We start from the raw sequence: 23,266 nt of genomic DNA, 5'->3' as shown, positions 1-23,266 counted from the left end.
CGGTGCCCTCAGTGCGCGGTGCGCACCCGCGGGGCCGGTTCGCGCCCGGGCGGCTGCGGGGGGCGCGGCAGCAGCGGCCTGCGCTCGCGCACCGGCAGGGTCACGGGGGCACCGCTGCGGACCACGACCTCCTGGCCGGCGTGCCGCAGCCGCACCGAGGCTTCCGGCCCGTCGTGCACCTCGTACGTCGCCTCGTGGGCGCGCACCGTCACCCGCAGCGTGAGGCCGCGCCAGCGCACCGAGAACCGCAGGCGCGAGATGCCGTGCGGCAGCGCCGGGTCCAGGGACAGCTCCCCGGCGGTGTCGCGCAGGCCCCCGAAGCCCTGCACCAGGGCCATCCACGTCCCGGCCAGGGACGCGATGTGCAGGCCGTCGGCGGTGTTGTGGTGCAGGTCGCGCAGGTCGACGCTGGCCGCCTCGTACGTGTAGTCGTGCGCCAGCTCGAGGTGGCCGGTCTGCGCGGCCAGCACCGCCTGCACGCACGCGGACAGGGAGGAGTCGCGCACCGTGCGGCGCTCGTAGTAGTCGACGTCGCGGGCGAAGTCCTCCTCGCTGAAGCGGTCGCCGAACCAGAACAGCGCCATGCCCAGGTCGGCCTGCTTGCAGACCTGGTGCCGGTACAGGTCGAAGTACGGCACGTGCAGCAGCAGCGGGTACTCGCGGCGGTGCTCGAAGTCCCACTCGGGCAGGCGGGTGAACCCCTCGTGCTGCTGGTGCACGCGCAACCGCTCGTCGTAGGGCACGTGCACCGCCTCGGCGGCGTCGACCCACCGGGCCGCCTCCTCCAGGTCCACGCCCAGGTCACGGGCCCGGTCCTGCCGGCGGCGCACGGCGGCCGCCGCGACGGACAGGTTGTGCGCCGCGGCCAGGTTGGTGAAGAGGTTGTCGTCGACCACCGCGGTGTACTCGTCCGGGCCGGTCACCCCGGCGACGTGCCAGGCGCCGTCGGCGTCGTGGTGCCCCAGGGACATCCACAGCCGCGCCGTCTGCACGAGCACCTCCAGGCCGCCGTCGGCCTCCAGGCAGTCGTCGCCGGTGACGACGCGGTAGCGCTCCACCGCGGCGGCGATGTCGGCGTTGACGTGGAAGGCGGCCGTCCCGGCGGGCCAGTAGCCGGAGCACTCCTCGCCGCGGATGGTGCGCCACGGGAACGCCGCACCGGCCAGGCCGAGCTCGCGGGCGCGCGCGCACGCCTTGTCCAGGGTGCTCCACCGCCAGCGCAGCGCATCGCGCGCCGCGTCGGGGGCGGTGTAGGTGAGCACCGGCAGGACGTACGCCTCGGTGTCCCAGAAGATGTGCCCGTCGTAGCCCGGACCGGTCAGGCCCTTGCCGGGGATGCCGCGCCCCTCGCTGCGCGCCCCGGCCTGCAGCACGTGGAACAGCGCGAACCGCACGGCCTGCTGCACCTCGGCGTCGCCCTCGACGTCCACGTCGGCGGCGTCCCAGAACGCGTCCAGGTACTCGCGCTGCTCGCGCAGCAGACCGTCCCAGCCGGTGTAGCGGGCGCCGCTGAGGGCGCCGGCGACCTGGTCGCGCAGCGCGGGGTGCGAGCGCTGCGAGGACCAGCCGTACGCGAGGTGCTTGACCAGGCGGACCGGCTGACCGGGCTCGGCGGTGACCACGAACGTGGTGCGGGCCCAGTCCTCCGAGGTGCTGGTCTCGGCCTCCACCCGGCCGGTGGCCTCCAGGGTGTTGTCCATGCCGGCGGCGATCTGCAGCCCGCTGGCGCGCGTGCGGTGCACGAGCGTGGCCGAGGTGGGGCCGTTGTCGCGCTCCACCGCAGCCAGCGGGGAGTTCAGCACGGCGGCGACGCGCGGGTCGCGCTTCTTCGCCGGCACGGCCTCGTTCGCGACGAGCTCCGACTGCAGGGTCAGGCGCACGGGCCCGTCCACGGCCTCCACGACGTACTCGATCGCGGCCACCGCCCGCTGCACGAACGAGACCAGGCGGGTGGAGCGCACCCGAACACGCCGGCCGGCGGGGGAGACCCAGTCGGCGGTGCGCGTGAGCGTGCCGGCGCGCAGGTCCAGGACGCGCTCGTGCGAGAGCAGTTCGCCGTAGCGCACGTCGAACGGCTCGTCGTCGACGAAGAGGCGCACCAGCTTGCCGTTGGTGACGTTGACGACGGTCTGGCCGACCTCGGGGTAGCCGTACCCGGCCTCGGCGTAGGGCAGCGGGCGGTCCTCGTAGAAGGAGTTCAGGTAGGTGCCCGGCGTGCCGTGCGGTTCGCCCTCGTCGAGGTTGCCGCGCATCCCGATGTGCCCGTTGGACAGGGCGAAGACGGACTCCGTCTGCCCCAGCAGGTCCAGGTCCAGGCCGGTCTCGCGCACGTGCCACGGTTCGACGGGGAAGGTGTCCGGGCCGATCACCGGCTGCCCTCGTCGAGCAGTTCGGCCAGGTCCTGCACGACGACGTCGGCGCCGTGCTCGCGCAGGGCGTCGGCGTGCCCCACCCGGTCCACGCCCACCACCACGCCGAACGCCCCGGCGCGGCCGGCCTCCACGCCGGAGAGCGCGTCCTCGAACACCGCCGCCCGCTCGGGCGGCACGCCCACCCGGCGCGCGCCTTCCAGGAACGTGTCGGGAGCGGGTTTGCCGGCCAGGCCCAGCTCGTGCAGCGTCACGCCGTCCACGCGGTCCTCCACGAACTCCGCCAGGCCGGTCACCTCCAGCACCTGGCGCGTGTTCGCGCTGGAGGACACCACGACCCGGCGGAGCCCGGCGTCGCGGGCGGCGCGCAGGTAGCGCCGGGAGCCCTCGTACACCTCGACCCCGTCGCTGGCCAGGCGGTGCAGCAGGTCGGCGTTCTTGGCGTTGCCCAGGCCGCTGACCGTCTCGGTGCCGGGCGGGTCGTCGGGCGAGCCCTCCGGCAGGGTGATGCCGCGGCTGGCCAGGAAGTCGCGCACCCCGGCGGCGCGCGGCTTGCCGTCGACGTGGGCGCGGTAGTCGGCGTCGGGGTCGAAGGGCACGAACTCCTCCCCGGTGCGGGCGGCGCGCTCGCGCAGGTAGCCGTCGAACGCCGCCGTCCAGGCCGCGTTGTGCACCGCCGCGGTGTCCGTGAGCACTCCGTCCAGGTCGAACAAGAGCGCCTCGATGCCGTCCGGCAGTCCCAGCACGTCGCCTCTCCTCCCCGCGGGGGTCGCTCCGCCCGCGCTCCGACCCTAGGGGGACCGGGCCACCGGTGCAGTCCGGCTCCCGCGACGCCGCGGGACCCGCGCCGCCGGCGTCCCCTGCATCGTCACCCGCCCGTGGTGAACCGCGCGGAACCCGGGTAGGGGAGGGGCATGTGGTTCGACTCCTGGTCCGATCTCGCCCGCGTGCTCGCGGTGGGGGCCTGCGCCTACGTCACCGTCGTCGTCGTGCTGCGCCTGTCCGGCAAGCGCACCCTGGCCAAGCTCAACGCGTTCGACCTCGTCGTGACGGTCGCGCTCGGCTCGACGCTGGCCACGATCCTGCTCAGCTCCGACGTCTCCTGGGCGGAAGGGGCCGTGGCGCTCGTCCTGCTGGCCGGGCTGCAGTTCGCCGTCGCCTGGACGACCAGCCGCCTGCCGCGGGCGCGCAGCGCGGTGACGGCCCGGCCGACGTTGCTGCTGTCGCACGGCGTGCTGGACGAGGAGGCGCTGCGCCAGCAGCGGGTCACCGCGAGCGACGTGCGCCAGGCCGTGCGCGCCAGCGGCAGCGGTGACCTGAGCGCTGTCGCGGCCGTCGTCCTCGAGGGCGACGGGACGCTCAGCGTCGTGCCCGCCGCGCAGTTCGGCGACGGGTCGGCGCTCGCCGACGTCCCCGGGGCGGCGCGGTCCACACCGGGCGCGGGGCGCTGACGGAGGGTTCGCGCACGGTGGATCGGGGTACGCCCCGAGTGCTCCTGGGAACCAGGGGCGGGCCTCCGGGACGCCGCTGCGACGCGTTCAGCCGGTTCGACGAGGCGCGCGCCTCGGGGCCCCTGCGCGCCGGGCGGGAGGCCGGCGAGTGACCGGGACCTGGGCGGGTAGGAGGAGGACATGCCGAACTACCGCGTGAACCGGGAGGCGCTCGAGCAGGCGCACCGCTTGATCGACGCCGGGGAGCACGACGACAGCACCAGTTGGTCCGACGCCGCCCCGTCCACCTCGGACGGGAACGAGGTGCGCGACGAGGACGGCTGGGACGCCTACGCGCGCTGGCACCTGGCGGAGGACCCGGACGCCTCCGAGCACACGAAGAAGCGCTACCGCTTCCCGTACGGCGACTTCTCGAAGGTCGACCGGTCCGCGCTGATCCACGCCAAGCAGCGAGCCTCCCAGAACGACCACCCCGAGATCGAGGAGGCTGCCGACGAACTGCTGCAGCACCTCGACCGCGTGCGGTCCTGACGGACGAGACGAGGAGCGACGACCGTGAACCTGAACCCCGCCATCGAGGACCGCCCCAGCCCCGTCACCGCCGCCGGTGAGCGCAAGGGGACGTGGCTGAGCGTCCTGGAGCAGGGCGCGAAGCTGCTGCAGTCGGCACCGCCGCTGAAGGCCTTCGACGTCTACGTCGCCGGCCTGCACTGCGCCAAGGGCGACGCGGGCATGCAGATGGAGGCCCACCACTTCTGCAAGGTCGTCAACGACGACCTCCTGCAGTGCGTGATCTTCGACGGCAACACCGCCGACGCCAACCTCATCGGCATCGAGTACATCGTCTCCGGGGCGCTGTTCGACACGCTGCCGGAGCAGGAGAAGGACTACTGGCACCCGCACAACTACGAGGTGTTCTCCGGTCAGCTGTCCGCGCCCGGCCTGCCGCAGAAGGTCGAGACGTCGCTGATGAAGCAGCTGGTGAACTCCTACGGCAAGACCTGGCACACCTGGCACACCGGCACGCACGGCGAGCCCGGGATGGACCTGCCGATGGGGGACGCGACGCTGATGTGGTCCTTCAACCGCGACGGCGAGGCGGACGAGGGCCTGCGCACCGGTTTCGAGCGGGCGATGGGGATCGACTCGGACGCCAAGCGGGCCGACCGCGCGTCGCTGTTGCCGCTGGCCGAACCGCAACGCGGCGTGGACGAGATGAAGGGCGACTTCCCCGGCCCCACGACGCCGGTGCCCGGTGTCGAGGACGCCGGGCGGTGAGGCCGCTCAACTCAACCCCCGCCCGCACCAGCGCCGGGGGTGAGCCACCAGGCGAAGGCCGCTTCCACGGCGTCCGCCGGAACCTCGTGCCCGCCGTCGAACTCCCGGTACTGCACGTCGTACCCGCTGCCGCGCAGCCGCGGGACGACGACGCGGCTGGTGCGGTCGATCGGCAGGACCCGGTCGGCGGTGCCGTGGGAGACGAAGCACCGCGGCCGCCGACCGGGGACGCCGTCCACGACGAAACCCGGTGAGAAGGCCAGGACGCACCCGACGGTGCCCGGGTTCGCCAGGCCGACCGTGAGGGCATAGGAGGCTCCGTCGGAGAACCCGCCGACGCCGAGGGCCGACGCCTCGACGTCCACGTGCCCGGCGGCCTCCGCCAGGGCGCGGCGCACGGCTGCGACGTCCGGGCCGGGCCCGCCCACGACCACGTCCCAGGTGTGGGCGGTGGAGCGCGGCGCGAGCACGGCCGTGCCGTGGCGCTCGGCCGCGGCACCGACGAGGTCCAGGGACTGCTGCGGGGTGCCGCCCGAGCCGTGGAAGAAGACGAGCAGCGGCACGGGCCCGTCGACCTCGGGCACCACCAGCAGCGTGCCGGGGACACCGGTGGACAGTTCCACGGTCCCGGCGCGGCGCCGTTCCCGCCCCGCGGTGCGCGCGGGGGCGGGACCGATGTCGAAGGGGGTGCGCACCGCCGCGCCCCGGTCACCGCGCCGGGGCCCGTCGGCGCCCGCGGGCGCCGCCTCGCCCACCCCGTGGTCGGCTCCCCGCACCCCGGCCGGCCCGCGGTCCCGGTCCTCGTCGCGCTGCGCGTCCTGCACGGTGCTCCCCCGTCCGATCGCCCGGTGCCCAGTCTGCGGCCGGCCGGTGGCCCCGGCACCCCGGCGGCCGGCGCGCCGGATGGCACCGGACGGCGGGAGGCGTCATCCTCACGGGCACGACGGTCGAACCGGGGCCGGGTGCCGCACGCGGTGGTGGAGCCGTGGGGAGGAGCAGGCGTGCCCGAGCACGGGGAGGAGCAGGAGGACGACACCCTCGTCCGGGCCATGCGCAGCACGGTCGGGCGGGAGAGCACGACCTTCGGGTTCTCGATCCTCGTCACGGTCACGTTCGGGTTGCTGCAGGTGCTGCAGGGGTCCCCGGACGTGCTGCGGGTCGTCCTCTACGCCGTGGGTGCCGTCATGTCGTTCACGGTGCTGGAGGGGGTGCTGTCCCGCGGTTTCCGCGGCCCCATGCCGCAGCACCGCACGAGGACGCTCGCGCTGGGCACGAGCCTGAACATCGTCTCCGTGCTCGCCGGGCTGGGCGCCGCGTACCTCGTGGCGCGCTGGAGCCAGCACGTGGTCGTGTGGCCCGCCGCGCCGTTCGTGGCGGGAGTCGTCTACCTCCTCGTCGAGAGCCTCGAGGCCGCCCTCGCCGAGAGGCTCCTCACCAGGTCGGGGGACCGGCAGGCGGGGGAGGTGTCGGACGACTGACGTCCTGCGGGGCGCGTGCGGTGCCCACCACCGCGGTACCGCCGGTGCCCCGGTGGCCGCGACCTCGTCGCCCCGCTCCGGAAGCGGTCACGAGGACTGCCCGGGGTGCAGCAGCACCTTCGTCCAGCCGTCCTCGCGGGCGTCGAACCTCGCGTAGCCCTCGGGAGCCTGGTCCAGGCCCAACTCGTGCGAGACGATGAACCCCGGGTTCGCCCGCCCGGCGACGATGAGGTCGCGCAGCTGGCGGTTGTAGCGCATGACGGGTGCCTGGCCGGTGCCCATCGACTGGCCCTTGGTGAAGAAGGTCCCGTAGTCGAAGCCGATGCGGCCCTGCTTCGCGGCCTCCGTGGCCGCTCCGGGGTCCTGCGGCATGTACACGCCCACGACGCCGATGCCGCCGGTGCTGCGGACGACCTTCACGAGGTTGTCGAGCACCAGTTCGGGGTGCTCGTCGCCGGCGGGGTCGTGGGCCTGGTACCCGACGGCCTCCACGCCGCGGTCGACGCCGCGGCCCTTCGTCGCCTCCGTGATCTGCTCGACCGGGTCGGAGGCGGAGAAGTCGACGCCGATGGCGCCGATGCTCTCGGCCAGGGCGAGGCGGTCCTTCTCCTTGTCCACCACGAACACGCGGGAGGCGCCCTTGATGAGGGCGCTGTGCGCGGCCATGAGCCCCACCGGGCCGGCGCCGAAGACGGCGACGTCCTCACCGGGCGACATCCCGGACAGCTCCACGCCGTGCCAGCCGGTGGGGAAGATGTCGGAGAGCATCGTGAAGTCGTTCTCGTGCTCGGTGCCCTCCGGCAGCTCCAGCAGGTTGAAGTCCGCGAACGGCACCCGCAGGAACTCCGCCTGCCCGCCGTCGTAGGGGCCCATGTTGGCGTAGCCGTACGCCGAGCCGTCCATGCCCTCGTTGGGGTTCACCCGCAGGCAGAACGAGGTCCAGCCGTGCACGCAGTTGCGGCACGTGCCGCAGGCGATGTTGAAGGGCACCGAGACGCGGTCACCGACCTTGATCCGGTCCACGCCGTCGCCGACGGCCTCGACGATTCCCATGTTCTCGTGGCCGAGGACCTTGCCCTCCTCCACGGACGTGCGCCCCTCGTACATGTGCAGGTCCGAGCCGCAGATGTTCGTCGTGGTGATGCGCACGACGGCATCGGTGGGGTTCTCCACGCGGGCGTCGGGGACGTCCTCCACGGTGACGGTCCTCGGGCCCCGGTAGACGACAGCCTTCACGGTGATCCTCCTCTGGGGGTGGTGGCGAGGTCGCACCCGCTCGTCGGTCCACGGGTGGTGAGGTGCGGTTCCGGTCCGCCCCTCGTGTCGGCCACGACCGCCTCCTACCCACCCTCCCCGTGGTCATGCGCTCCCGTGCGGACGAGGACCGGCTGCTGTCCCGAGTGGTGGCGGGCCGGGACGGCCACCACGATCGCCGACGTGGACGCCGTCGTGCTGCTCGGGCTGCTGGTGCTGGGGATCGTGGTGCTGACCCCCCTCGCGGGGCGGATCGGGGTGCCCCAACCGGTCGTGCTCACCGTGTACGGGCTGCTGCTCGCCCTCGTGCCGCAGGTGCCCTCGCCCCGCCTGCCGCCGGAGGTCATCCTGCCGCTGGTGCTGCCGCCGCTGCTGTTCGCCACGACGCAGCGCGGGTCGCTGCGGGAACTGCGGCAGGACGCCGGCTCGGTGCTGTTCCTCGCCGTCGGGCTGACCGCGCTGAGCGCGCTCGTCGTGGCCGTCGTCGCCCACGCGTTCGGCCTGCCGTGGGCGGTGGCCGTCGTGCTGGGCGCCGTCGTCGCTCCGCCCGACCCCGTGGCGGCCACCGCCGTGGCGCGCCGGCTGCGGCTGCCGCCGCGGCTGGTGACGGTCCTGGAGGGGGAGGGGCAGTTCAACGACGCCACCGCGCTGACGCTGTACTCGGTGGCCCTGGTCGCGGTGACGAGCGGCAGCGTGGGGGCGGCGGAGATCGGCTGGCACCTGTTCCTGGAGGTCGTCGGCGGCACCGCGATCGGCCTGGTGGCGGGTCTGCTGGCCCGCTGGGCGCTGGCGCGCCTGCACGACGCCCCGGTGGAGACCACGGTGACGATCGCGCTGCCGTTCGCGGCCTACCTGGTCGCCGACGAGGTGCAGGCGTCCGGGGTGCTGGCCGTCCTCGCGGCGGGTCTGCTGCTGCGCGCCCGGGGTGCCGGGGCCACCACCTCGCGCGGCTGGCTGCTCGGGCGCGCGGTGTGGCGCTACGTCGACTTCGCCGTGACCGGGTTGCTGTTCGGGTTCCTGGGGATCGAGCTCACCACGGCGCTGGAGGGCACCTCCCAGCTGGGGAACGCCCACGCCGTCGCCCTCGCCGTCACCGTGGTCGCCGTGCTCATCGCCCTGCGCTTCGCGGTGGTGCACGCGGCGTCCGCGCTCGCCGGGCGGCGCGCCCGCCGGCGCGGCTCGGCCACCCCGGCCGGGTGGCGGGAGGCCACCGTCGCCTCGTGGGCGGGCATGCGCGGCGTGGTCACCGTCGCCCTCGCCCTCGCCCTGCCGGTGACGGGTGCGGACGGCGACTTCCCGTACCGGGCGGAGGTGGTCCTCGTGGCCCTCGTCACGGTCCTGGTCACGCTCATCGCGCAGGGCCTCACGCTCGCCCCGCTGGTGCGGCACCTGCACGTGGCGGGTCCCGCCTCCGGGGACGCGGACGTGCGGCGGTTGCGACGCGAGGCGACCGCCGCGGCGCTGCGCGCCGTCGAGGGTCCCGGGAACGGGGCGCCCGAGCCCGCGCGGGCGACCGCGGCCGCGCGCTACCGCGCCCGCCTGGCGCACGACGAGTCCGTGGTCTCGCTGATCGACCGGGGTGAGGAGGGGCCCGGGCTGCTGGACGCCCTCGACCGCCTGCACGTCGCGGCCCTCGACGCCGAGCGCGAGACCGTGCTGGAGGCCCGCCGCACCGGGGCCGTCAGCCCCGACGCCGCCGACGAGGTCCTCTTCGAGGTCGAGGCGCGCGCGTCCCGCTACGAGTGAGGTGCCTCGGGGGAGCGGCACGGACCGGCCGGGCCCGCGCGGCCGTCTGGAGCGGCGCGCCCGGGCCGGGGCGCGTACCGTGCGCAGCGGTGGCGGCCCCGGGGCCGGCGCGGTCCCGCACCACGGGTCCGCTGCCGCGCGCGGGCGAGCACGCCCGGGTCGAGCGGCCGGCCCCGCTGAGCAGTCACGACAGCCCCTCCAGGAGGACCACCATGACCGACCAGCCCACCCGCTCCGCCGGTCAGCTCGTCGACGAGCTGACCTCCGACACCGCGCAACTCGTCCGCGCCGAGGTCCGGCGCGGGCAGCAGGAGATGATCGCCAAGGCGAAGGAGGCGTCGAAGGGCGCTGCGCTGCTGGGCGGCGCGACCGCCCTGGGGGCGCTGGCGGCCGGGACGTCCGCCGCGTTCGTCGTGCGCACCTTCGGCAAGGTGCTGCCCGCGCCGAGCGCCGCGTTCCTGGCGACGCTGCTGTACGGCGGTGGTGCCGCCGCCCTCGCCGCCGCGGGCGTGGCCGAGCTGAAGCGGGTGGGCTCGCTGCTGCCCGAGGAGACCCTGGCGAGCGTTCGCGAGGACGTGCGCGCAGCGCGCCCGGGGGCCGAGGCGGGCACGACCGCCTGACCGCCGCCCCCCTGAGCCGCAACCCACCCGGCCCCGGCCACCCGCACCCGTGACAGGAACCGCGTGACGACCACGACCGCCCGAGCCGCCGCACCCGCCGGGCGGGCCGGCCGGGTCCCGCGGTGGACCGACCTCGCCGTGGCCGCCGCGTGCCTGGTGCACCTGTGGCTGTGCTGGCGGCTGCGCGGCTTCGTCACCGACGACTCCTGGATCAGCGTCCGCTACGCGGAGAACCTCGCCGCCGGTCACGGCTTCGTGTGGAACCCGGGCGGCCCGGTCGTCGAGGGTGCCAGCAACCCGCTGCTGGTGGGGCTGGAGGCGGCCGCCGCGCTGGCCGGTCTCCCCGCGCTGGGCACCGCCCGGGTGCTGGGGGTCGCCGCCGGGGTGGTCTGCGTCCTGCTCGTCGGCCTGCGCGGCCGCGCGGTCGCGGGTGCTCCCGCAGCCGCGGTCGGGGCCCTGCTGGTTGGGTGCAGCGCGCCGTTCGCGGCGTGGGCGGTGGGCGGCCTGGAGACGCTGCTGGTCGCGGCGGTGCTCACGGCGGCGGTGCTGGAGCTGGCCCGCCCGCACGGCGGCAGCGCCACCTCCGCCGGCACCGCCCTGGCGCTGCTGCCGTGGCTGCGCCCCGAGGGGCTCGTGGTCGCCACCGCGCTCGTGGCGTGCAGCGAGGGGCCCGGGCTGCTGCGGCGCGCCACCCGGCGGGCCGCGCTGCACCGGTGCGCCTGGCTGGTCGCCCTCCCCGTGGCCTCGCAGGCGGTGCTGGAGGCGGGACGGCTCCTGGTGCACGGGCACCTGCTGCCGAACTCGGTGCTCTACAAGTCCGGCACCGGTGAGGGCACCGCCGTCCTGCTCAAGTTCCTCGAGCAGGGCGCGCTCGTCGTCGTGCTCGCCGCCGCCGGCACCGCCCTGGCCGCCGGCCGGGCCCGGCTGCTCGCGGTGGCGCCGCTGGTGCACGCGGCGGGGTCCGTCGGGACGCTGGACAGCGCCAACGGCTACAGCCGCTTCTTCATGCCGGTGTGGCCCCAGCTGGCGCTGCTGGCGGGGGTGGCCGTGGTGGCGCTGCTCGCCCTGCGGGGGCGGTGGGGCCGGCCGGCCGCGGCGGCGGCCACCGCCGCGGTGAGCGCTGCGCTGCTGCTCACCGGGCCCGGCGCCGAGGCGGCGGTGCGCTCGTCGGCGCAGGCGTACACCGCGTGCAAGGTGGCCGCCCGGGAGGGGATGGCGGCCTGGCTGCGCACCACGCCGAGCGACACCGTGTTCGCCGTCTCCGACGCCGGGCTCGTGCCCGCCCGCGCCGGTGGGCGCACGGCCGTGGACGACTTCCTGCTCAACGACCCGCTCATCCAGGAGACGGGGCCGCTGCCGTCGGCGCAGCGCGCCCGGATCGTCCTGGAGCGACGGCCCGACGTGCTCGTCCTGTTCAGCCGCGAGGCCGGGCGCTTCGTCGCCGGGTACCCCACCGACGCCCGTCTGCACGAGCTGGGCACCGCGGCCGGGTACCGGCTGCAGCACGTGTCGGCCGGGCGGGGCGACGGGTGCCGCTACCACCTGATGGCCTTCGCGCGGTGAGGGCGTGAGCGGCGGCGACCGCGCCGCGCGCACCGCTGCCGGGGGCGTGCGCCCGCAGCGGTGGCGCACGGCGTCGTTGGTGCTGTGGCCGCCGGCCGTCGGGACCCTCCTGCACCTCCTGGTGGAGTCGGCCACGGGCCGGGCGGGTGACCTGCGCATCCTGTGGCGCAGCGCCGCGAGCCTGGCCTCCGGCGGGCCCCTGTACGACCCCGGGCACGAGTACCTGTACCCGCCGGTCAGCGGCTGGGTCCTCGCACCGCTGGGGCTGCTGCCCTTCCGGGTGGCCAGCACGCTCGTGGCCGCGGCCTCGGTGGCGGCCGTGGTGCTCAGCGTGCTGCTGCTGCTGCGCACCACGGCCGGGGTGCGGCTGCGCACGCCGCGGGGGTCGGCGATCGCGGCGGGCACGCTGCTGCTGGTGGCGCTCAGCCGCCCGGTCACGGGGCTGCTGCGCCTGGGCAACGTCGACCTGCTGCTCCTGCTGGTGCTGACCGTGGCGATCGTGCTGCTCGGGCGGGGCCGGGACGTGCCGGCCGGGGTGCTGCTGGGTACCGCCTGCGCCGTCAAGCCGGTGCTGCTGCCGGCGCTGGTGGCGCTGCTGCTGCTCGGGCGCGCCCGGGCCCTGGCGGGGGGTGGGGCGGCGCTGGTCGTCCTCACCGCCGTCGGCTTCCTCACCGTCCCCGACGCGTCGGTGTTCACCCGCGACGTCCTGCCGCTGCTGGCCGCCGGCAACCGGGTCGAGCTGGCCCCGTACGACCGGTCCGTGGACGGTGCGGTGGACCAGCTGGGGCTGCCCGCACCCGTGGGGCTCGCGCTGCGGGCCGCGGTGCTCGCCACCGCCTGCTGGCTGGCGTGGCGGTGCCGCGGCCGGCCGCGCGCGGCGGCGGAGGCGCTGCCGATCGTGCTGGTGGGCTCCTTCGCCGCCTCGTCCTTCGCGTGGGCCGACTACGGCGCCTACCTGCTGCCGCTGCTGCTCACGGTGGGCCACCCCGACTCCCTCGTGCGGGCCTGGCCGGCCTGGGCGGGGGTGTACCTGGCGGCCACCACGGACGCCTGGCACGTCCAGCAGCTGCCGCAGGTGCCGGACACGCTGCTGCGGCTGGTGCCGCTGTGGGGGTGGCTGCTGGTGCTGGGCACGTGCGTCGTGCGGGAGCTGCGCGGCCGGCGGGACGCGCGGGGGCGCCCCGCCCCCTGACGCCCCGCCCGGGCGGCCGGCGGTGGCGCCGGGCCCCGTCGGGTGCCCGTGGGGCGGCGCCGGACGTGGCACCATGCACGGGAGTCGAACCCCGGCTGTCCCACAGGTGAACGCAGAGGTCGCCGATGCGCGAGGTCCCCAGCACGTCCGGCACGCCCAGCCAGCGCGGCGGGGCCGCGCCCCCCCGCGCCGGCGCACCCGCGCGGGTGGCGCCCCGGGCGGTGCTCCGCAACCCCCGGCCGGGCAGCTGGGCGCTGATGGTGGGGGTCGCGCTCCTCACCGGCGGGCTGGCCGTCGTGGCGTCGCTGGCCCTGGGCATCCGGCTGCGCGACCCGGACGGCTTCCTCGGCCCGAGCTACGTGCGGCTGCCCGCGCTCGTCGTGGGCTTCCTGCTGGCGGACCTGCTGCCGCGCCTGGCGCTGCGGGTCCGGGCGGCGGGGCGTGCCGGGCAGCAGCGTGCGGCGGCTGCGCGGGCGGTGCTGCGCGAGCGGCTGACCGCGGGGCGGCTCACCCACGTGCTGGTGGGTCTGATCAGCTTCTACGTCACCTACGTGGGGTACCGGAACCTCAAGAGCTACCTGCCGTTCCTGCGGGGCGAGCTGCACGACGGCGACCTGCTGCGGCTGGACGAGCTCATGGCCTTCGGCGCCGACCCCGGGCAGCTCGCGCACGAGCTGCTGGGCACGACCGTGGCCGCGCACGTGCTCTCCGCGGTGTACCTGTTCTTCCTGTTCTTCGTCCCGTTCTCGCTGGCGATGGCGCTGGTGTGGGTCCGCGACCCGCGGGACGGCTACTGGTACGTGACCGCCTTGGGGCTGAACTGGGCGCTGGGGACCGCCTCGTACTACCTGCTGCCCAGCCTCGGCCCCGTCTACGCCGACCCGGGCGTGTACGCGGACCTGCCCGAGACCGGGGTCTCGGACCTGCAGGCGAGCCTCATGACGTCGCGGGTGCTGGTGCTGGCCGACCCGTTCGGCACGAACCGCATCCACGGCATCGCCGCGTTCGCCTCGCTGCACGTCTCCATCGTCCTGACGGCCGCGCTCGTCGCCCAGTTCTCGCGGTTGTCCAGGGTGGTGCGCTGGGCGCTGTGGGTGTTCGTCGCGCTGACGGCCGTGGCGACCGTCTACTTCGGCTGGCACTACCTCATCGACGTGGTCGGCGGGGTGGCGATCGCGGGGCTGTCGGTGTGGCTGGCGGCGCTGGGGACGCGGGGCTGGCGGGAGCGGGCGCGCTCGTCGCCCACCGGTCCCGCCGGCCCCGCGCGCGGCTGACGTCAGCTCGCCGCCAGCTCCCCGAGCTGGACCTGCAGGGTCTGCTCCTGCCCGGCGCGCTGCACCGTGACGTCCACCGTCTGGCCCACCTCCAGGTCGGCCAGCACCGCCGACAGCTCCGCGGTGCTGCGCACCTGCTGACCGTCGACCGAGGTGATGACGTCCCCCTCGCGCAGCCCGGCGGCCTCGGCGGCGCCGCCCGGCTCCACGCCCACGACCCCCACGCCGGCGGGCTGGCCGGAGGAGTCGGCGAGCGTGGTGACGGTGACGCCCAGGGCGGCGCGGTTCGTGTCGGTGACCTCGCCGTCCTCGATGAGCTGCGGAGCGACGTTCTTCACCGCGTTCGAGGGGATCGCGAAGCCGATGCCCGGGGCGGCGCCGCCCCCGCCGGCCGGGCTGGTGGCCGCCAGGGTCGGGATGCCGATGACCTCGCCCTGCATGTTCACCAGCGCACCGCCGCTGTTGCCGGGGTTGATGGCCGCGGAGGTCTGGATCGTCCCCGGCAGCGTCGCCCCCGCCGGCGCCGCCTCGCTCGGCGGCTCGGACACGGTGCGGCCGGTGGCCGAGACGATGCCGTCGCTGACGCTGCTGGACAGGCCCAGCGGGTTGCCCATGGCCAGCACGAGGGTGCCGACCTCCACCGCGTCGGAGTCGGCCAGCGTCGCCGGCTGCAGGTCGGGGGCGCCCTCCACCCGGATCACCGCCAGGTCGTTCTGCGGGTAGGTGCCCACCAGCGTCGCCGGGTACGAGGTCGCGGAGTTCGCGAACTGCACCTCGAACTCGGTGGCGCTGCCCACCACGTGGGCGTTGGTGACGATGTTGCCGTCCTCGTCGAGCACGACGCCGCTGCCCAGGCCGCTGCTGGTGCGGATCTCCACCACCGAGGGCAGGACGTCGCTGATGACCTGCTGGTACGACTCCTGCAGGGTCTGCGCCGGCGAACCGTCCGCCGAGCCGCCGGGCGAGCTGGACGCGGACGTCGCGGCGGCGCTCGTGCCGGACGACGCCGCGGGTTCGCCGCTGTCGGTGCACCCCGCGATCGCCAGGGGGACGAGCAGGAACCCCGCCGTCGCAGCGCGACGGCGCCGGCGGCCGCGCCTCCCGGTCTCGGGGCGGACGGTGCTCGAGGTGCTGCTCACGGGAACTCCCATCGTGGTGGTGACCCCGCGCCCGGCGCGGGGGCCTCCAGTGCCGACGTGACCTTCGCTGGACGTCGATCCTGCTGCCCGGTGCGCTCGGTCGCCACCGGGCCGGGCCGGTGCTCAGCCCTGCGTGGTGCCGCGCTCGGCGCTGCCGCCGCGCGGGGCGGGGGCGTCGCGCCCGGACGGTTCCAGGTCGGCCGGGTGGCTGCCGCCGAGGTGACGGGCGGTGTTCACCAGGCCGACGAGGCTGAACGCCTGGGGGGTGTTGCCCAGGTGCCGGCGCGCGACCGGGTCGTACTCCTCGCTGAGCAGGCCGAGGTCGTTGCGCAGGTCCAGCAGCCGCTCGAACAGCCGCCGGGCCTCCTCGCGCCGGCCCGTGCCGTGCAGGGCGTCGGCGAGCCAGAAGGTGCAGATCAGGAAGGTGCCCTCCTCGCCGGCCAGCCCGTCGCCGCCGTCCGCACCGGTGTCGTAGCGCAGCAGGAACCCGTCCCGCTCCAGCTCGCGCTGGACCGCGTCGACGGTGCCGACCACGCGGGCGTCGTCCCACGGCAGGAAACCCACCTCGGGGATGAGCAGGGTGGCCGCGTCCAGGCCCCGCGAGCCGTAGGACTGGGTGAAGGTGCCCCGCGCGGCGTCGAACCCCTGCTCGCACACCTCGGCGTGGATCTCGTCGCGCACCCGTCGCCAGGTGTCCACGGGGCCGTCCAGGCCGAACCGCTCGACCGCCTGGACACCGCGGTCGACCCCCGCCCAGGCCAGCACCTTGGAGTGCACGAAGTGCCGCCGCGGTCCGCGGACCTCCCACAGGCCGTTGTCGGGTGCCCGCCAGTTGCCCTCCAGGTGCTCCAGCAGCGCCTTCTGCAGGTCCCAGGCCGTCTCGTCCGGTTCCAGCCCGGCGCTGCGGGCCACGTGCAGCCCGTCGAGGACCTCGCCCCACACGTCGAGCTGGAGCTGGTCGGCGGCGGCGTTGCCGATCCGCACCGGCCCCGAGCCCTCGTACCCGGGCAACCAGGGCAGTTCGAGCTCGGTCAGCCGCCGGGTGCCGTCGATGCCGTACATGATCTGCAGCTTCGCCGGGTCGCCGGCCACGGCCCGCAGGAGCCACTCCCGCCACGCCTTCGCCTCCTCGACGAAGCCGGTGCCCAGCAAGGACTGCAGGGTGAACGTCGCGTCGCGCAGCCAGGTGAACCGGTAGTCCCAGTTGCGGGTGCCCCCGATCTGCTCGGGCAGCGAGGTCGTGGCCGCGGCGACGACGCCCCCGGTGGGGGCGTACGTCAGCGCCTTGAGCAGGACCAGGGACCGGCGCACCGCCGCCGTCCAGCGCTGCGCGGTGCCCGGTTCCCCGCGCAGCTCCCGCGGGTCGTAGTGGAACCGCTCCAGCCACTCGCGCCAGAACGACTCGGTGCCGGCCAGGGCCTCGTGCGCGTCCACGGGTTCGGGCTCGCCGGTCCACGACGGCGTGTGCGTCAGCACGAACGGCACCCGGTCACCGGGTCCGACCGTGAACTCGGCGCGGCTGGACATCCCTTCGCCGTGCACGTCCACGGGCGTGTGCAGGTGCACGGCGTCCGGGCCGGCGACCGCGTGCAGGCCGCCCTCGGTGCGCCGCACCCAGGGCACGACGCTGCCGTGGTCGAAGCGCAGCCGCAGGTCCATCGAGACCGGCACCCGGCCGCGCACGCCCTCGACGATGCGCACCACGTCCGGTGCCTGCCCGCGCGGGGGCATGAGGTCGAGCACCCGCACGGTGCCCTCGGCGGTGTCCCACTCGCTCTCCAGCACCAGCGCGTCGCCGCGGTAGCGGCGCCGGGTGCAGTCCCCGGCCCCGGTGGGGGCGATGCGCCACCGCCCGGCCTCCTCGTCGCCGAGCAGAGCCGCGAAGCAGGCGGGGGAGTCGAAGCGGGGCAGGCACAGCCAGTCGATCGAGCCGTCCCGGCCCACCAGGGCCGCCGTCTGCAGGTCGCCGATCAGCCCGTAGTCCTCGATGAGGGCCACCGGTCCTCCTCTCGTCGGTGTGCTGCGGTGCGCTGGCCACCCTCTCGTGCGCGAGCCGTCAGCGCTCGGGGGAGCCCTGCGGCGGTGGGGTGGGGACCACCGAGACCGCCCCCTTCGCCTCGAAGATCGCCAGGTGCACCGACGACGTGCCCGGGTACCCCTGCTGGCGCATGATCGCCTCCAGGTCCGTGGGGGTCAGGCCGCAGCGGCGCATGTTCCGCTGGTCCACGACGCCGTCGCGCACCAGGACGCGCAGCGGCGGGTCGACGAGGCGGCGCACGGGGTCCAGGAAGCGCAGCCGGGCGATCGCGCTGTGCACGGCGAAGATCGCCAGCAGCACCGCGGCGCCGGTGAGCCAGGAGGTGTCCGAGGCCGTGGCCGAGCGGCCCACCACGGCCCCCACGGCGACGGCCGCGACCCAGTCGAAGGGGGCGAACGCGGCCAGCGTCCGCCGCTCGGAGATGCGGAACAGCGCCAGGGCGGTCGCGAAGAGGGCGACGCCCTTGACCGCCGCCCACACGGCCACCCGCCAGTCGCCCAGCAGCACCTCGTGGGCGGTCACATGGCCTCCTTGATGCCGCGCCGGATGAGCCACACGTTGGCCGGCACGGAGGTGAAGAACCCGATGACCATGCCGACCTGCATGAGGAACCAGTACGCGGCGTCGTCGGGCCGCAGCGGGTGCTCCGGGAAGAAGACGAAGCGCATGAGCGCCATCCAGGCGAACAGGCCGACCTCGAAGGTGATCAACGAGAGGATGTCCGCCTTGGTGGCCTGCTTCACCCCCTCGCGCACACCGAGCCCGCGCATGGGGGCGATGGCGAAGTACTGGAACGCCAGGCCCAGCAGGACCGCCAGCACGAAGCTGCCGACGTACTCGGCGAAGATCTCGTGCCCGAACAGCGTCAGGCCCAGCAGGAACACGCCGGTGGCGGCGATGACGTCACCGATGGTGCAGCCGGCGCCGCAGTGGCTGACCCCGGTGGCCACGGTGGCCCACCCGGGCTTCTCGGGCGCCTGGTCGCGGTCGTGCTCCTGCATCCACTCGTGCGACTCCTTCCGCCCGAAGCGGTAGTAGCCCCACACCGCCACGGGGCCGAAGTACAGGGCGGTGACCGGCCAGACGACCTCCATGACCTTCATGTGCTGGCGGTAGCCGCGGGCGTAGGTGTCGGCGAGGATCACGGCGGCGCTCGCGAAGGCGGCGGCCAGGGCGATCCAGGAGACCACGGTGAGCCAGGTCGGTGGCACGGGGCCCTCCTCCGTGTCGGTCGGGTGCGGTCGTCGTCCGCGCAGATGCTTGCGCAAGGACAATGGATGTGCACTCCGAAGCAGTGGGCGCGCGGAGCGCATGGCCCCCGGCGCCGCGGGTACGGGGAGGGCATGACCCCTGACGAGCGCCGCGACCCGACCACCCGCCCGGTCGACCCGTCGGTCCCCGCGGGGCAGCCCCGCGGTCGCACCGGGGACGAACCGCGCACCGCCCGCTCCCCGCTGACCCTGCGCCTGCTGCTGGCGACCTTCGGCGCGCTGGTGTGCGCCGTGTTCGCCGTGCTGTGGCTGACGGCCGACGAGCCGCCGGGCGGCAGCAAGGGCCCCGGCATCGTGCTGCTGGGGCTGGCCGTCGTCGCCGTCGTCGACCTCGTCGTGGTGCTGCGGCGACTCCGCCGCGGCCGGGGTGGCGGCGACCGGGGCTGAGCCCGGCCACCCCCGCCGCGGCGAGCGCTCACCGGGCGGGGGTCAGCGCCCGCAGCGGCTCCGCCAGCTCGTTCGCGAAGAACTCCAGGAAACCGTCCGGGTCCGGGCCGGCGTTCTGGGTGACGAGGTGGTCGAACCCGGCGTCGACGTACTGCTGGGCGTTGCTCAGGTACCCCGCCGGGTCCGGTCCGACGGCGAACTGGGCCGTGACGTTCTCCGCGGTCACCGTCTGCGTGGCGGCGTCGAAGTTCACCGGGTTCGGCAGCTCGGACATCACCTTCCAGCCGGTCACCGCCCAGCGGCTCTTCTCCAGCACCGCGTCGATCGCGCTGCGCTCGTCGGGAGCCCAGGCCATGGGCACCTCCGCGTACGCCGGCCCGGTGCCGCCCAGCTGCTTCCAGGTGCCGACCATCTCGCCCTTCGGCTCGGTGGCGAAGAGGCCGTCGCCCAGTTCCGCGGCGATCCTGGCCGACGCCTTCCCGCTGGCGGCGACCGCGATGACCGGCAGCTCCTCCGGCAGGTCGAACACGCGCGCGTCCTCCAGGCGCAGGTGCTTGCCCTCGTAGGTGCGGTACCCGCCCTGCCACAGCAACCGGACGATCTCCAGCGCCTCGCGGAAGCGTTCGTGGCGCTCGGCCACCGCCGGGAACCCGCGGCCGACGACGTGCTCGTTGAGCCGCTCGCCGGCGCCCACGCCGAGGGTGAACCGCCCGTCGGAGATGATGGCCATCGTGGCCGCGGCCTGGGCGATGATCGCCGGGTGGTAGCGCACCGACGGGCACGTCACGCCGGTGACCAGCCCGATCCGCTCGGTCTTCGCGGCGATCGCCGCCAGCAGGCTCCAGGTGAACCCCGAGTGCCCCTGCACGTCGAGCCAGGGGTGGTAGTGGTCGCTCATCTCCACGAAGTCGTAACCGGCCTCCTCGGCCGCCACGGCCTGCCGGATGATCTCCTTGGGCCCGAAGGCCTCCGTGGCCAGCTTGTACCCGATGCGCATGCGTTCCTCCGTGGTCGGCGGCTCGTGCGGTCGCCCCGGCAGGTCGTCGTCCCGAACACCTCCCGGGGTGTGCTCGCCGCCGTCGGGCGGTAGACCGGGCTGCGGCTCAGCACCCGGAACCCTAGGAGAGACGTGACCGACCAGCACGCCGACCGGAACGACGACCGCACGTTCGCGCTGCTGCGCGAACTGCTCACCACCTACGGCCCCGTGGGCCGAGAGGACGCCGTGCGCGACGTCTGCGCCCGTGAGCTGCGCGACCTCGTCGACGAGTCGTGGACCGACCCGGCGGGGAACCTCGTCGGACTGGTGCGCGGGAAGGGGGAACCCGGCGCCCCCGGCGTGCGGGTGATGGCCCACATGGACGAGCTTTCGATGATCGTCAAGCGGGTCGAGGACGGCGGGACGCTACGGGTGGGGGAGCTGGGCGTCATGAACCCCGGCAACTTCGGCCTGGGCCCGGTGGCGGTGCTCGGCGACGCCGAGGAGCTGACGGCCGTGCTGGCGCTCGGTTCCGAGCACACCTCGAAGGAGACCCAGCAGGTCTGGCAGACGAAGCCCGACGGCGGCGACCGGGCGATCGACTGGAACCACGTGTCGATCTTCACCGGCCGCACGCCCGAGGAGCTCGCCGCCGCCGGAGTCCACCCGGGCACCCGGGTGTGCGTGCACCGCAGCAGGCGCGAACCGGTGCGGTTCGGTCAGCACGTCGGCGGCTACTTCCTCGACGACCGCGCCGCGGTGGTCGCGCTCCTGGAGGCGGCCCGGCGGCTGCGCGAGCGCGGCGAGCGCCCGCCCGCCGACGTCCACCTGGTGTTCACGGCGAGCGAGGAGATCGGCGGTGTCGGTGCCTCCTACGCCAGCCGCACCCTGCCCGGTGAGGTGACCCTGGCGCTGGAGGTCGGGCCGGCCGAACCGGAGTACGGCACCGTCGTGGACTCCGGCCCGATCGTCGTCTACGCCGACGCCGGCGCCGTCTACGACACCGGGATCGCCGACCACCTGCTGCGGCTGGGGCAGCGGCTGGACCTGGCGCCCGTCCCGGCCGCGTTCACCGCGTTCGAGTCCGACGCCTCCCAGTCCAAGCTCAAGGGCCAGAGCCCGCAGGCGGCTCTGCTGTGCCTGCCGACCCTGAGCACCCACGGCTACGAGGTCGTGCACCGCGACGCGGTCGGGGACCTCGCCGAGCTGCTCACCGAGTACCTCGTGCACCCGCGCCCCTGAGCGAGCGCGCCGCTCACGCGGTGGGCGGTGCGGCCTGCGCGGCCAGGCGCACCGGGGTGTTCGCCTCCCCGGTCCCGCCGTACGCGCCGACGCGCTGGAGCACCTCCACGAAGAACTCCCGGCTGACCGACCGGGTGAAGAAGTGCAGCAGCTCGCCGCCCGCGTCCCGGTCGTACAGGACGGAGTTCTCCCGCAGCTGCTCCAGGAACTCCTCGTCGAGGCCGAAGCGGGCCTCAAGGTCGGCGTAGTAGTTCCCCGGCACCGGGAGCGGCTCGCCACCGGCCCGGCGGAACGCCCGCGCCGCGGCGAGGGCGTCGTCGGTGCCGAAGGCCAGGTGCCCGGCGCCCAGCGGGCGCCCGCGCAGCATCGCCGAGGTGGGCGCGACGCTCAGCACCACGCGCAGCGCGCCACCCGGCGACGTCATCGTCCGGGTGCGCACCAGACCCGCCGGTCCCGGGACCGCACCCGCCGGGCCCGCCTGCAGGCCCAGCACCGCGGTGAAGAACAGCGCGGCGCCGTCGAACCCGGCGAACCGCTGCGGCAGGGCCACGTGGTCCACGCCGGTCAGCACCACCGGCTGCTCGCCGCGCGGGGCGGGGACCGCGGCCGGTGCGCACGGGGCGAAGTCCGCCAGCCAGCCGCCGTCGGCGGGCTCGTCCGCGCAGAACTGCACCCACGTGCCGTCCGGGGCCACCACCGAGGGGATCTCCGCCTCGCCGGGGCCGACCGCGCGGTTGACCACCGGCGCCAGCAGGGTGCGGGCCCGCTCGTGCAGGGCGTGCGGCTGCGGCGTCGCCAGGCCCAGCGCCGTGACCTGGGCGCGGACGTCCTCGCGGCGGCGGTTCAGCACCACCCGCACGTCGCCGTTGGACCACAGCTCCACCGGCCCGCTGCGGTGCACCCCGGTGCGCGAGAACCCCAGCCGGGACAGCAGGCCCGTCACCGCGCCCGCCGTCGCGGGGGAGGCGGAAACCTCCGTGAACGCCCACGAGCGCACGGCGGGCGCCCGCGGCAGCGACGGTGCCGGCGACGCCGGGGGCAGCCCGGGGCGCTGCCGGAAGGTGCGGTCGCGCAGGTGCCGCAGCGAGCGCATCGCGTCGACCGCGGTGACCGCCGGCTCCGCCTGCCGGAACAGGTCGTTGAACACCTCCAGGGACACCGGACCGCGGTAGCCGCCGGCGACCACGGCGGCGTGGAACCGCTCCAGGTCGAACTCGCCCTGGCCGGGGAAGCAGCGGTGGTGCCGGCTCAGCGGCAGCACGTCCATCGGCAGCCGCGGCGCGTCGGCGATCTGGTAGAAGAACACCTTCCCCGGTGCGATGTCGGCGATGCCGGAGGGGTCGTCGCCGCGCGAGAGCACGTGGAAGGAGTCCAGGCAGTTGCCCAGCGCCGGGTGGTCGGCGGCCGCCACGACGCGGGCCGCGTGCCGGTAGTCCGACACGTGCGCACCCCACGCCAGCGCCTCGTAGGCCAGCCGCACGCCGTGCGAGGCGGCCACCTCCGCGGCCGCGTGCAGCTGCGCCGCCAGCAGCGCGTCGTCGCGCACCGCGCCGTCGTGCACGGCCGAGCACACCAGGACCAGGTCGGTGCCCAGCTCCAGGGCCAGCTCGCACTTGCGGTGCAGGCGGTGCGCGCTGCGGGCCACGGCCGCCGGGTCCACGTCGTCCAGGTCGCGGAACGGCTGGAACAGCGAGACCGCCAGCCCCAGGTCCTCCACCCGCCGGCGCAGCGCCGCCGGGCCCTCCGGGCTGGCCAGCAGGTCCGGCTCGAACACCTCCACCGCGTCGAAGCCGGCCGCGGCCACCGCCCGCAGCTTCTCGTCCAGCGTGCCCGCCAGGCACACCGTGGCGATCGAGGTGCGCAGCTCGTGCGTGCCCTCGAACGCGCCGGCACCCGCCGGCAGCTCCCCGTGCCCGGTCGCCACCGCACCACCGGCGGTCGTCGTCGCCCCGTCCGCCATCGTCCCCCCCAGGATCCGTCCGGTC

The 23,266-nt window shown here is 75.2% G+C and carries 21 protein-coding genes; 11 read left to right on the top strand and 10 right to left on the bottom strand.

The features are described 5' to 3' along the window. Positions 1 to 8 precede the first annotated feature (8 nt). Positions 9 to 2,369, bottom strand: coding sequence for a glycoside hydrolase family 65 protein (locus ACRYM0_RS01015; protein WP_432501246.1), 2,361 nt, complete (start codon positions 2,367 to 2,369; stop codon positions 9 to 11). Further along, a complete protein-coding gene (locus tag ACRYM0_RS01010) occupies positions 2,366 to 3,115 on the bottom strand; it encodes a beta-phosphoglucomutase family hydrolase (protein WP_432501244.1) in 750 nt (249 codons plus the stop codon). The genes ACRYM0_RS01015 and ACRYM0_RS01010 overlap by 4 nt, the downstream gene beginning before the upstream one ends. A 168-nt stretch (positions 3,116 to 3,283) precedes the next feature. On the opposite strand from ACRYM0_RS01010, the gene ACRYM0_RS01005 reads away from it, so the two are divergent. The 3 genes from ACRYM0_RS01005 to ACRYM0_RS00995 all read left to right on the top strand — a co-directional run bounded on the left by ACRYM0_RS01005 (position 3,284) and on the right by ACRYM0_RS00995 (position 5,098). Beyond that, positions 3,284 to 3,820, top strand: coding sequence for a DUF421 domain-containing protein (locus ACRYM0_RS01005; protein ID WP_432501242.1), 537 nt, complete (start codon positions 3,284 to 3,286; stop codon positions 3,818 to 3,820). Positions 3,821 to 4,000: 180 nt separating this feature from the next. Then, positions 4,001 to 4,351, top strand: a complete 351-nt coding sequence (locus tag ACRYM0_RS01000) for a hypothetical protein (protein WP_432501240.1) — start codon at positions 4,001 to 4,003, stop codon at positions 4,349 to 4,351. Positions 4,352 to 4,381: 30 nt separating this feature from the next. Next, the gene (locus ACRYM0_RS00995) at positions 4,382 to 5,098 is read left to right on the top strand and encodes an OBAP family protein (RefSeq protein ID WP_432501459.1); all 717 of its coding nucleotides are present in this window, start codon (positions 4,382 to 4,384) and stop codon (positions 5,096 to 5,098) included. An 11-nt stretch (positions 5,099 to 5,109) separates the two neighbouring features. Here ACRYM0_RS00995 and ACRYM0_RS00990 read toward each other — a convergent pair whose 3' ends face one another. Continuing rightward, entirely contained in the window at positions 5,110 to 5,922 is an 813-nt protein-coding gene (locus ACRYM0_RS00990) for an alpha/beta hydrolase (RefSeq protein WP_432501238.1), read from the bottom strand. A 177-nt stretch (positions 5,923 to 6,099) separates the two neighbouring features. Here ACRYM0_RS00990 and ACRYM0_RS00985 point away from each other — a divergent pair, with 177 nt between their 5' ends. Further along, a complete protein-coding gene (locus ACRYM0_RS00985; RefSeq protein WP_432501236.1) occupies positions 6,100 to 6,576 on the top strand; it encodes a hypothetical protein in 477 nt (158 codons plus the stop codon). Positions 6,577 to 6,663: 87 nt separating this feature from the next. On the opposite strand, the gene ACRYM0_RS00980 is transcribed toward ACRYM0_RS00985, so the two are convergent. Further along, on the bottom strand, positions 6,664 to 7,812 hold the full coding sequence (locus ACRYM0_RS00980) for a glutathione-independent formaldehyde dehydrogenase (protein ID WP_432501233.1): 1,149 nt from the start codon (positions 7,810 to 7,812) through the stop codon (positions 6,664 to 6,666). Positions 7,813 to 7,947: 135 nt separating this feature from the next. Here ACRYM0_RS00980 and ACRYM0_RS00975 point away from each other — a divergent pair, with 135 nt between their 5' ends. The 5 genes from ACRYM0_RS00975 to ACRYM0_RS00955 all read left to right on the top strand — a co-directional run bounded on the left by ACRYM0_RS00975 (position 7,948) and on the right by ACRYM0_RS00955 (position 14,225). Continuing rightward, positions 7,948 to 9,576, top strand: a complete 1,629-nt coding sequence (locus ACRYM0_RS00975) for a cation:proton antiporter (RefSeq protein WP_432501232.1) — start codon at positions 7,948 to 7,950, stop codon at positions 9,574 to 9,576. Between the two features lie 212 nt (positions 9,577 to 9,788). Then, the gene (locus tag ACRYM0_RS00970) at positions 9,789 to 10,196 is read left to right on the top strand and encodes a phage holin family protein (RefSeq protein WP_432501231.1); all 408 of its coding nucleotides are present in this window, start codon (positions 9,789 to 9,791) and stop codon (positions 10,194 to 10,196) included. Between the two features lie 63 nt (positions 10,197 to 10,259). Beyond that, a complete protein-coding gene (locus ACRYM0_RS00965) occupies positions 10,260 to 11,759 on the top strand; it encodes a hypothetical protein (protein ID WP_432501230.1) in 1,500 nt (499 codons plus the stop codon). A 4-nt stretch (positions 11,760 to 11,763) separates the two neighbouring features. After that, positions 11,764 to 12,951 (top strand): glycosyltransferase 87 family protein, encoded by a 1,188-nt coding sequence (locus ACRYM0_RS00960; RefSeq protein ID WP_432501228.1) that lies wholly within the window; start codon positions 11,764 to 11,766, stop codon positions 12,949 to 12,951. A 125-nt stretch (positions 12,952 to 13,076) separates the two neighbouring features. After that, entirely contained in the window at positions 13,077 to 14,225 is a 1,149-nt protein-coding gene (locus tag ACRYM0_RS00955; protein WP_432501225.1) for a phosphatase PAP2 family protein, read from the top strand. A gap of 2 nt (positions 14,226 to 14,227) precedes the next feature. On the opposite strand, the gene ACRYM0_RS00950 is transcribed toward ACRYM0_RS00955, so the two are convergent. The 4 genes from ACRYM0_RS00950 to ACRYM0_RS00935 all read right to left on the bottom strand — a co-directional run bounded on the left by ACRYM0_RS00950 (position 14,228) and on the right by ACRYM0_RS00935 (position 18,613). Further along, complete coding sequence (locus tag ACRYM0_RS00950) at positions 14,228 to 15,364, bottom strand: S1C family serine protease (protein ID WP_432501223.1); 1,137 nt, start codon at positions 15,362 to 15,364, stop codon at positions 14,228 to 14,230. A 123-nt stretch (positions 15,365 to 15,487) separates the two neighbouring features. Next, entirely contained in the window at positions 15,488 to 17,362 is a 1,875-nt protein-coding gene (locus ACRYM0_RS00945; protein ID WP_432501220.1) for a glycoside hydrolase family 15 protein, read from the bottom strand. Positions 17,363 to 17,420: 58 nt separating this feature from the next. Then, entirely contained in the window at positions 17,421 to 17,924 is a 504-nt protein-coding gene (locus tag ACRYM0_RS00940) for a DUF421 domain-containing protein (RefSeq protein ID WP_432501218.1), read from the bottom strand. After that, a complete protein-coding gene (locus ACRYM0_RS00935) occupies positions 17,921 to 18,613 on the bottom strand; it encodes a DUF4396 domain-containing protein (protein ID WP_432501216.1) in 693 nt (230 codons plus the stop codon). The genes ACRYM0_RS00940 and ACRYM0_RS00935 overlap by 4 nt, the downstream gene beginning before the upstream one ends. 132 nt (positions 18,614 to 18,745) lie before the next feature. On the opposite strand from ACRYM0_RS00935, the gene ACRYM0_RS00930 reads away from it, so the two are divergent. After that, the gene (locus tag ACRYM0_RS00930; RefSeq protein WP_432501215.1) at positions 18,746 to 19,060 is read left to right on the top strand and encodes a DUF6343 family protein; all 315 of its coding nucleotides are present in this window, start codon (positions 18,746 to 18,748) and stop codon (positions 19,058 to 19,060) included. Positions 19,061 to 19,088: 28 nt separating this feature from the next. Here ACRYM0_RS00930 and ACRYM0_RS00925 read toward each other — a convergent pair whose 3' ends face one another. Then, a complete protein-coding gene (locus ACRYM0_RS00925; RefSeq protein ID WP_432501212.1) occupies positions 19,089 to 20,057 on the bottom strand; it encodes a TIGR03557 family F420-dependent LLM class oxidoreductase in 969 nt (322 codons plus the stop codon). Positions 20,058 to 20,189: 132 nt separating this feature from the next. Between ACRYM0_RS00925 and ACRYM0_RS00920 the strand changes: the two genes are divergently transcribed. Then, a complete protein-coding gene (locus ACRYM0_RS00920; protein ID WP_432501210.1) occupies positions 20,190 to 21,281 on the top strand; it encodes a M42 family metallopeptidase in 1,092 nt (363 codons plus the stop codon). 13 nt (positions 21,282 to 21,294) lie between these two features. Here ACRYM0_RS00920 and ACRYM0_RS00915 read toward each other — a convergent pair whose 3' ends face one another. Further along, the gene (locus ACRYM0_RS00915) at positions 21,295 to 23,241 is read right to left on the bottom strand and encodes a sugar phosphate isomerase/epimerase and 4-hydroxyphenylpyruvate domain-containing protein (RefSeq protein WP_432501209.1); all 1,947 of its coding nucleotides are present in this window, start codon (positions 23,239 to 23,241) and stop codon (positions 21,295 to 21,297) included. Between the last annotated feature and the right edge of the window lie 25 nt (positions 23,242 to 23,266).

It is taken from the genome of Kineococcus arenarius subsp. arenarius (assembly GCF_050871845.1).
GTDB lineage: Bacteria > Actinomycetota > Actinomycetes > Actinomycetales > Kineococcaceae > Kineococcus.
This window is presented reverse-complemented; position numbering and strand designations above follow the sequence as displayed.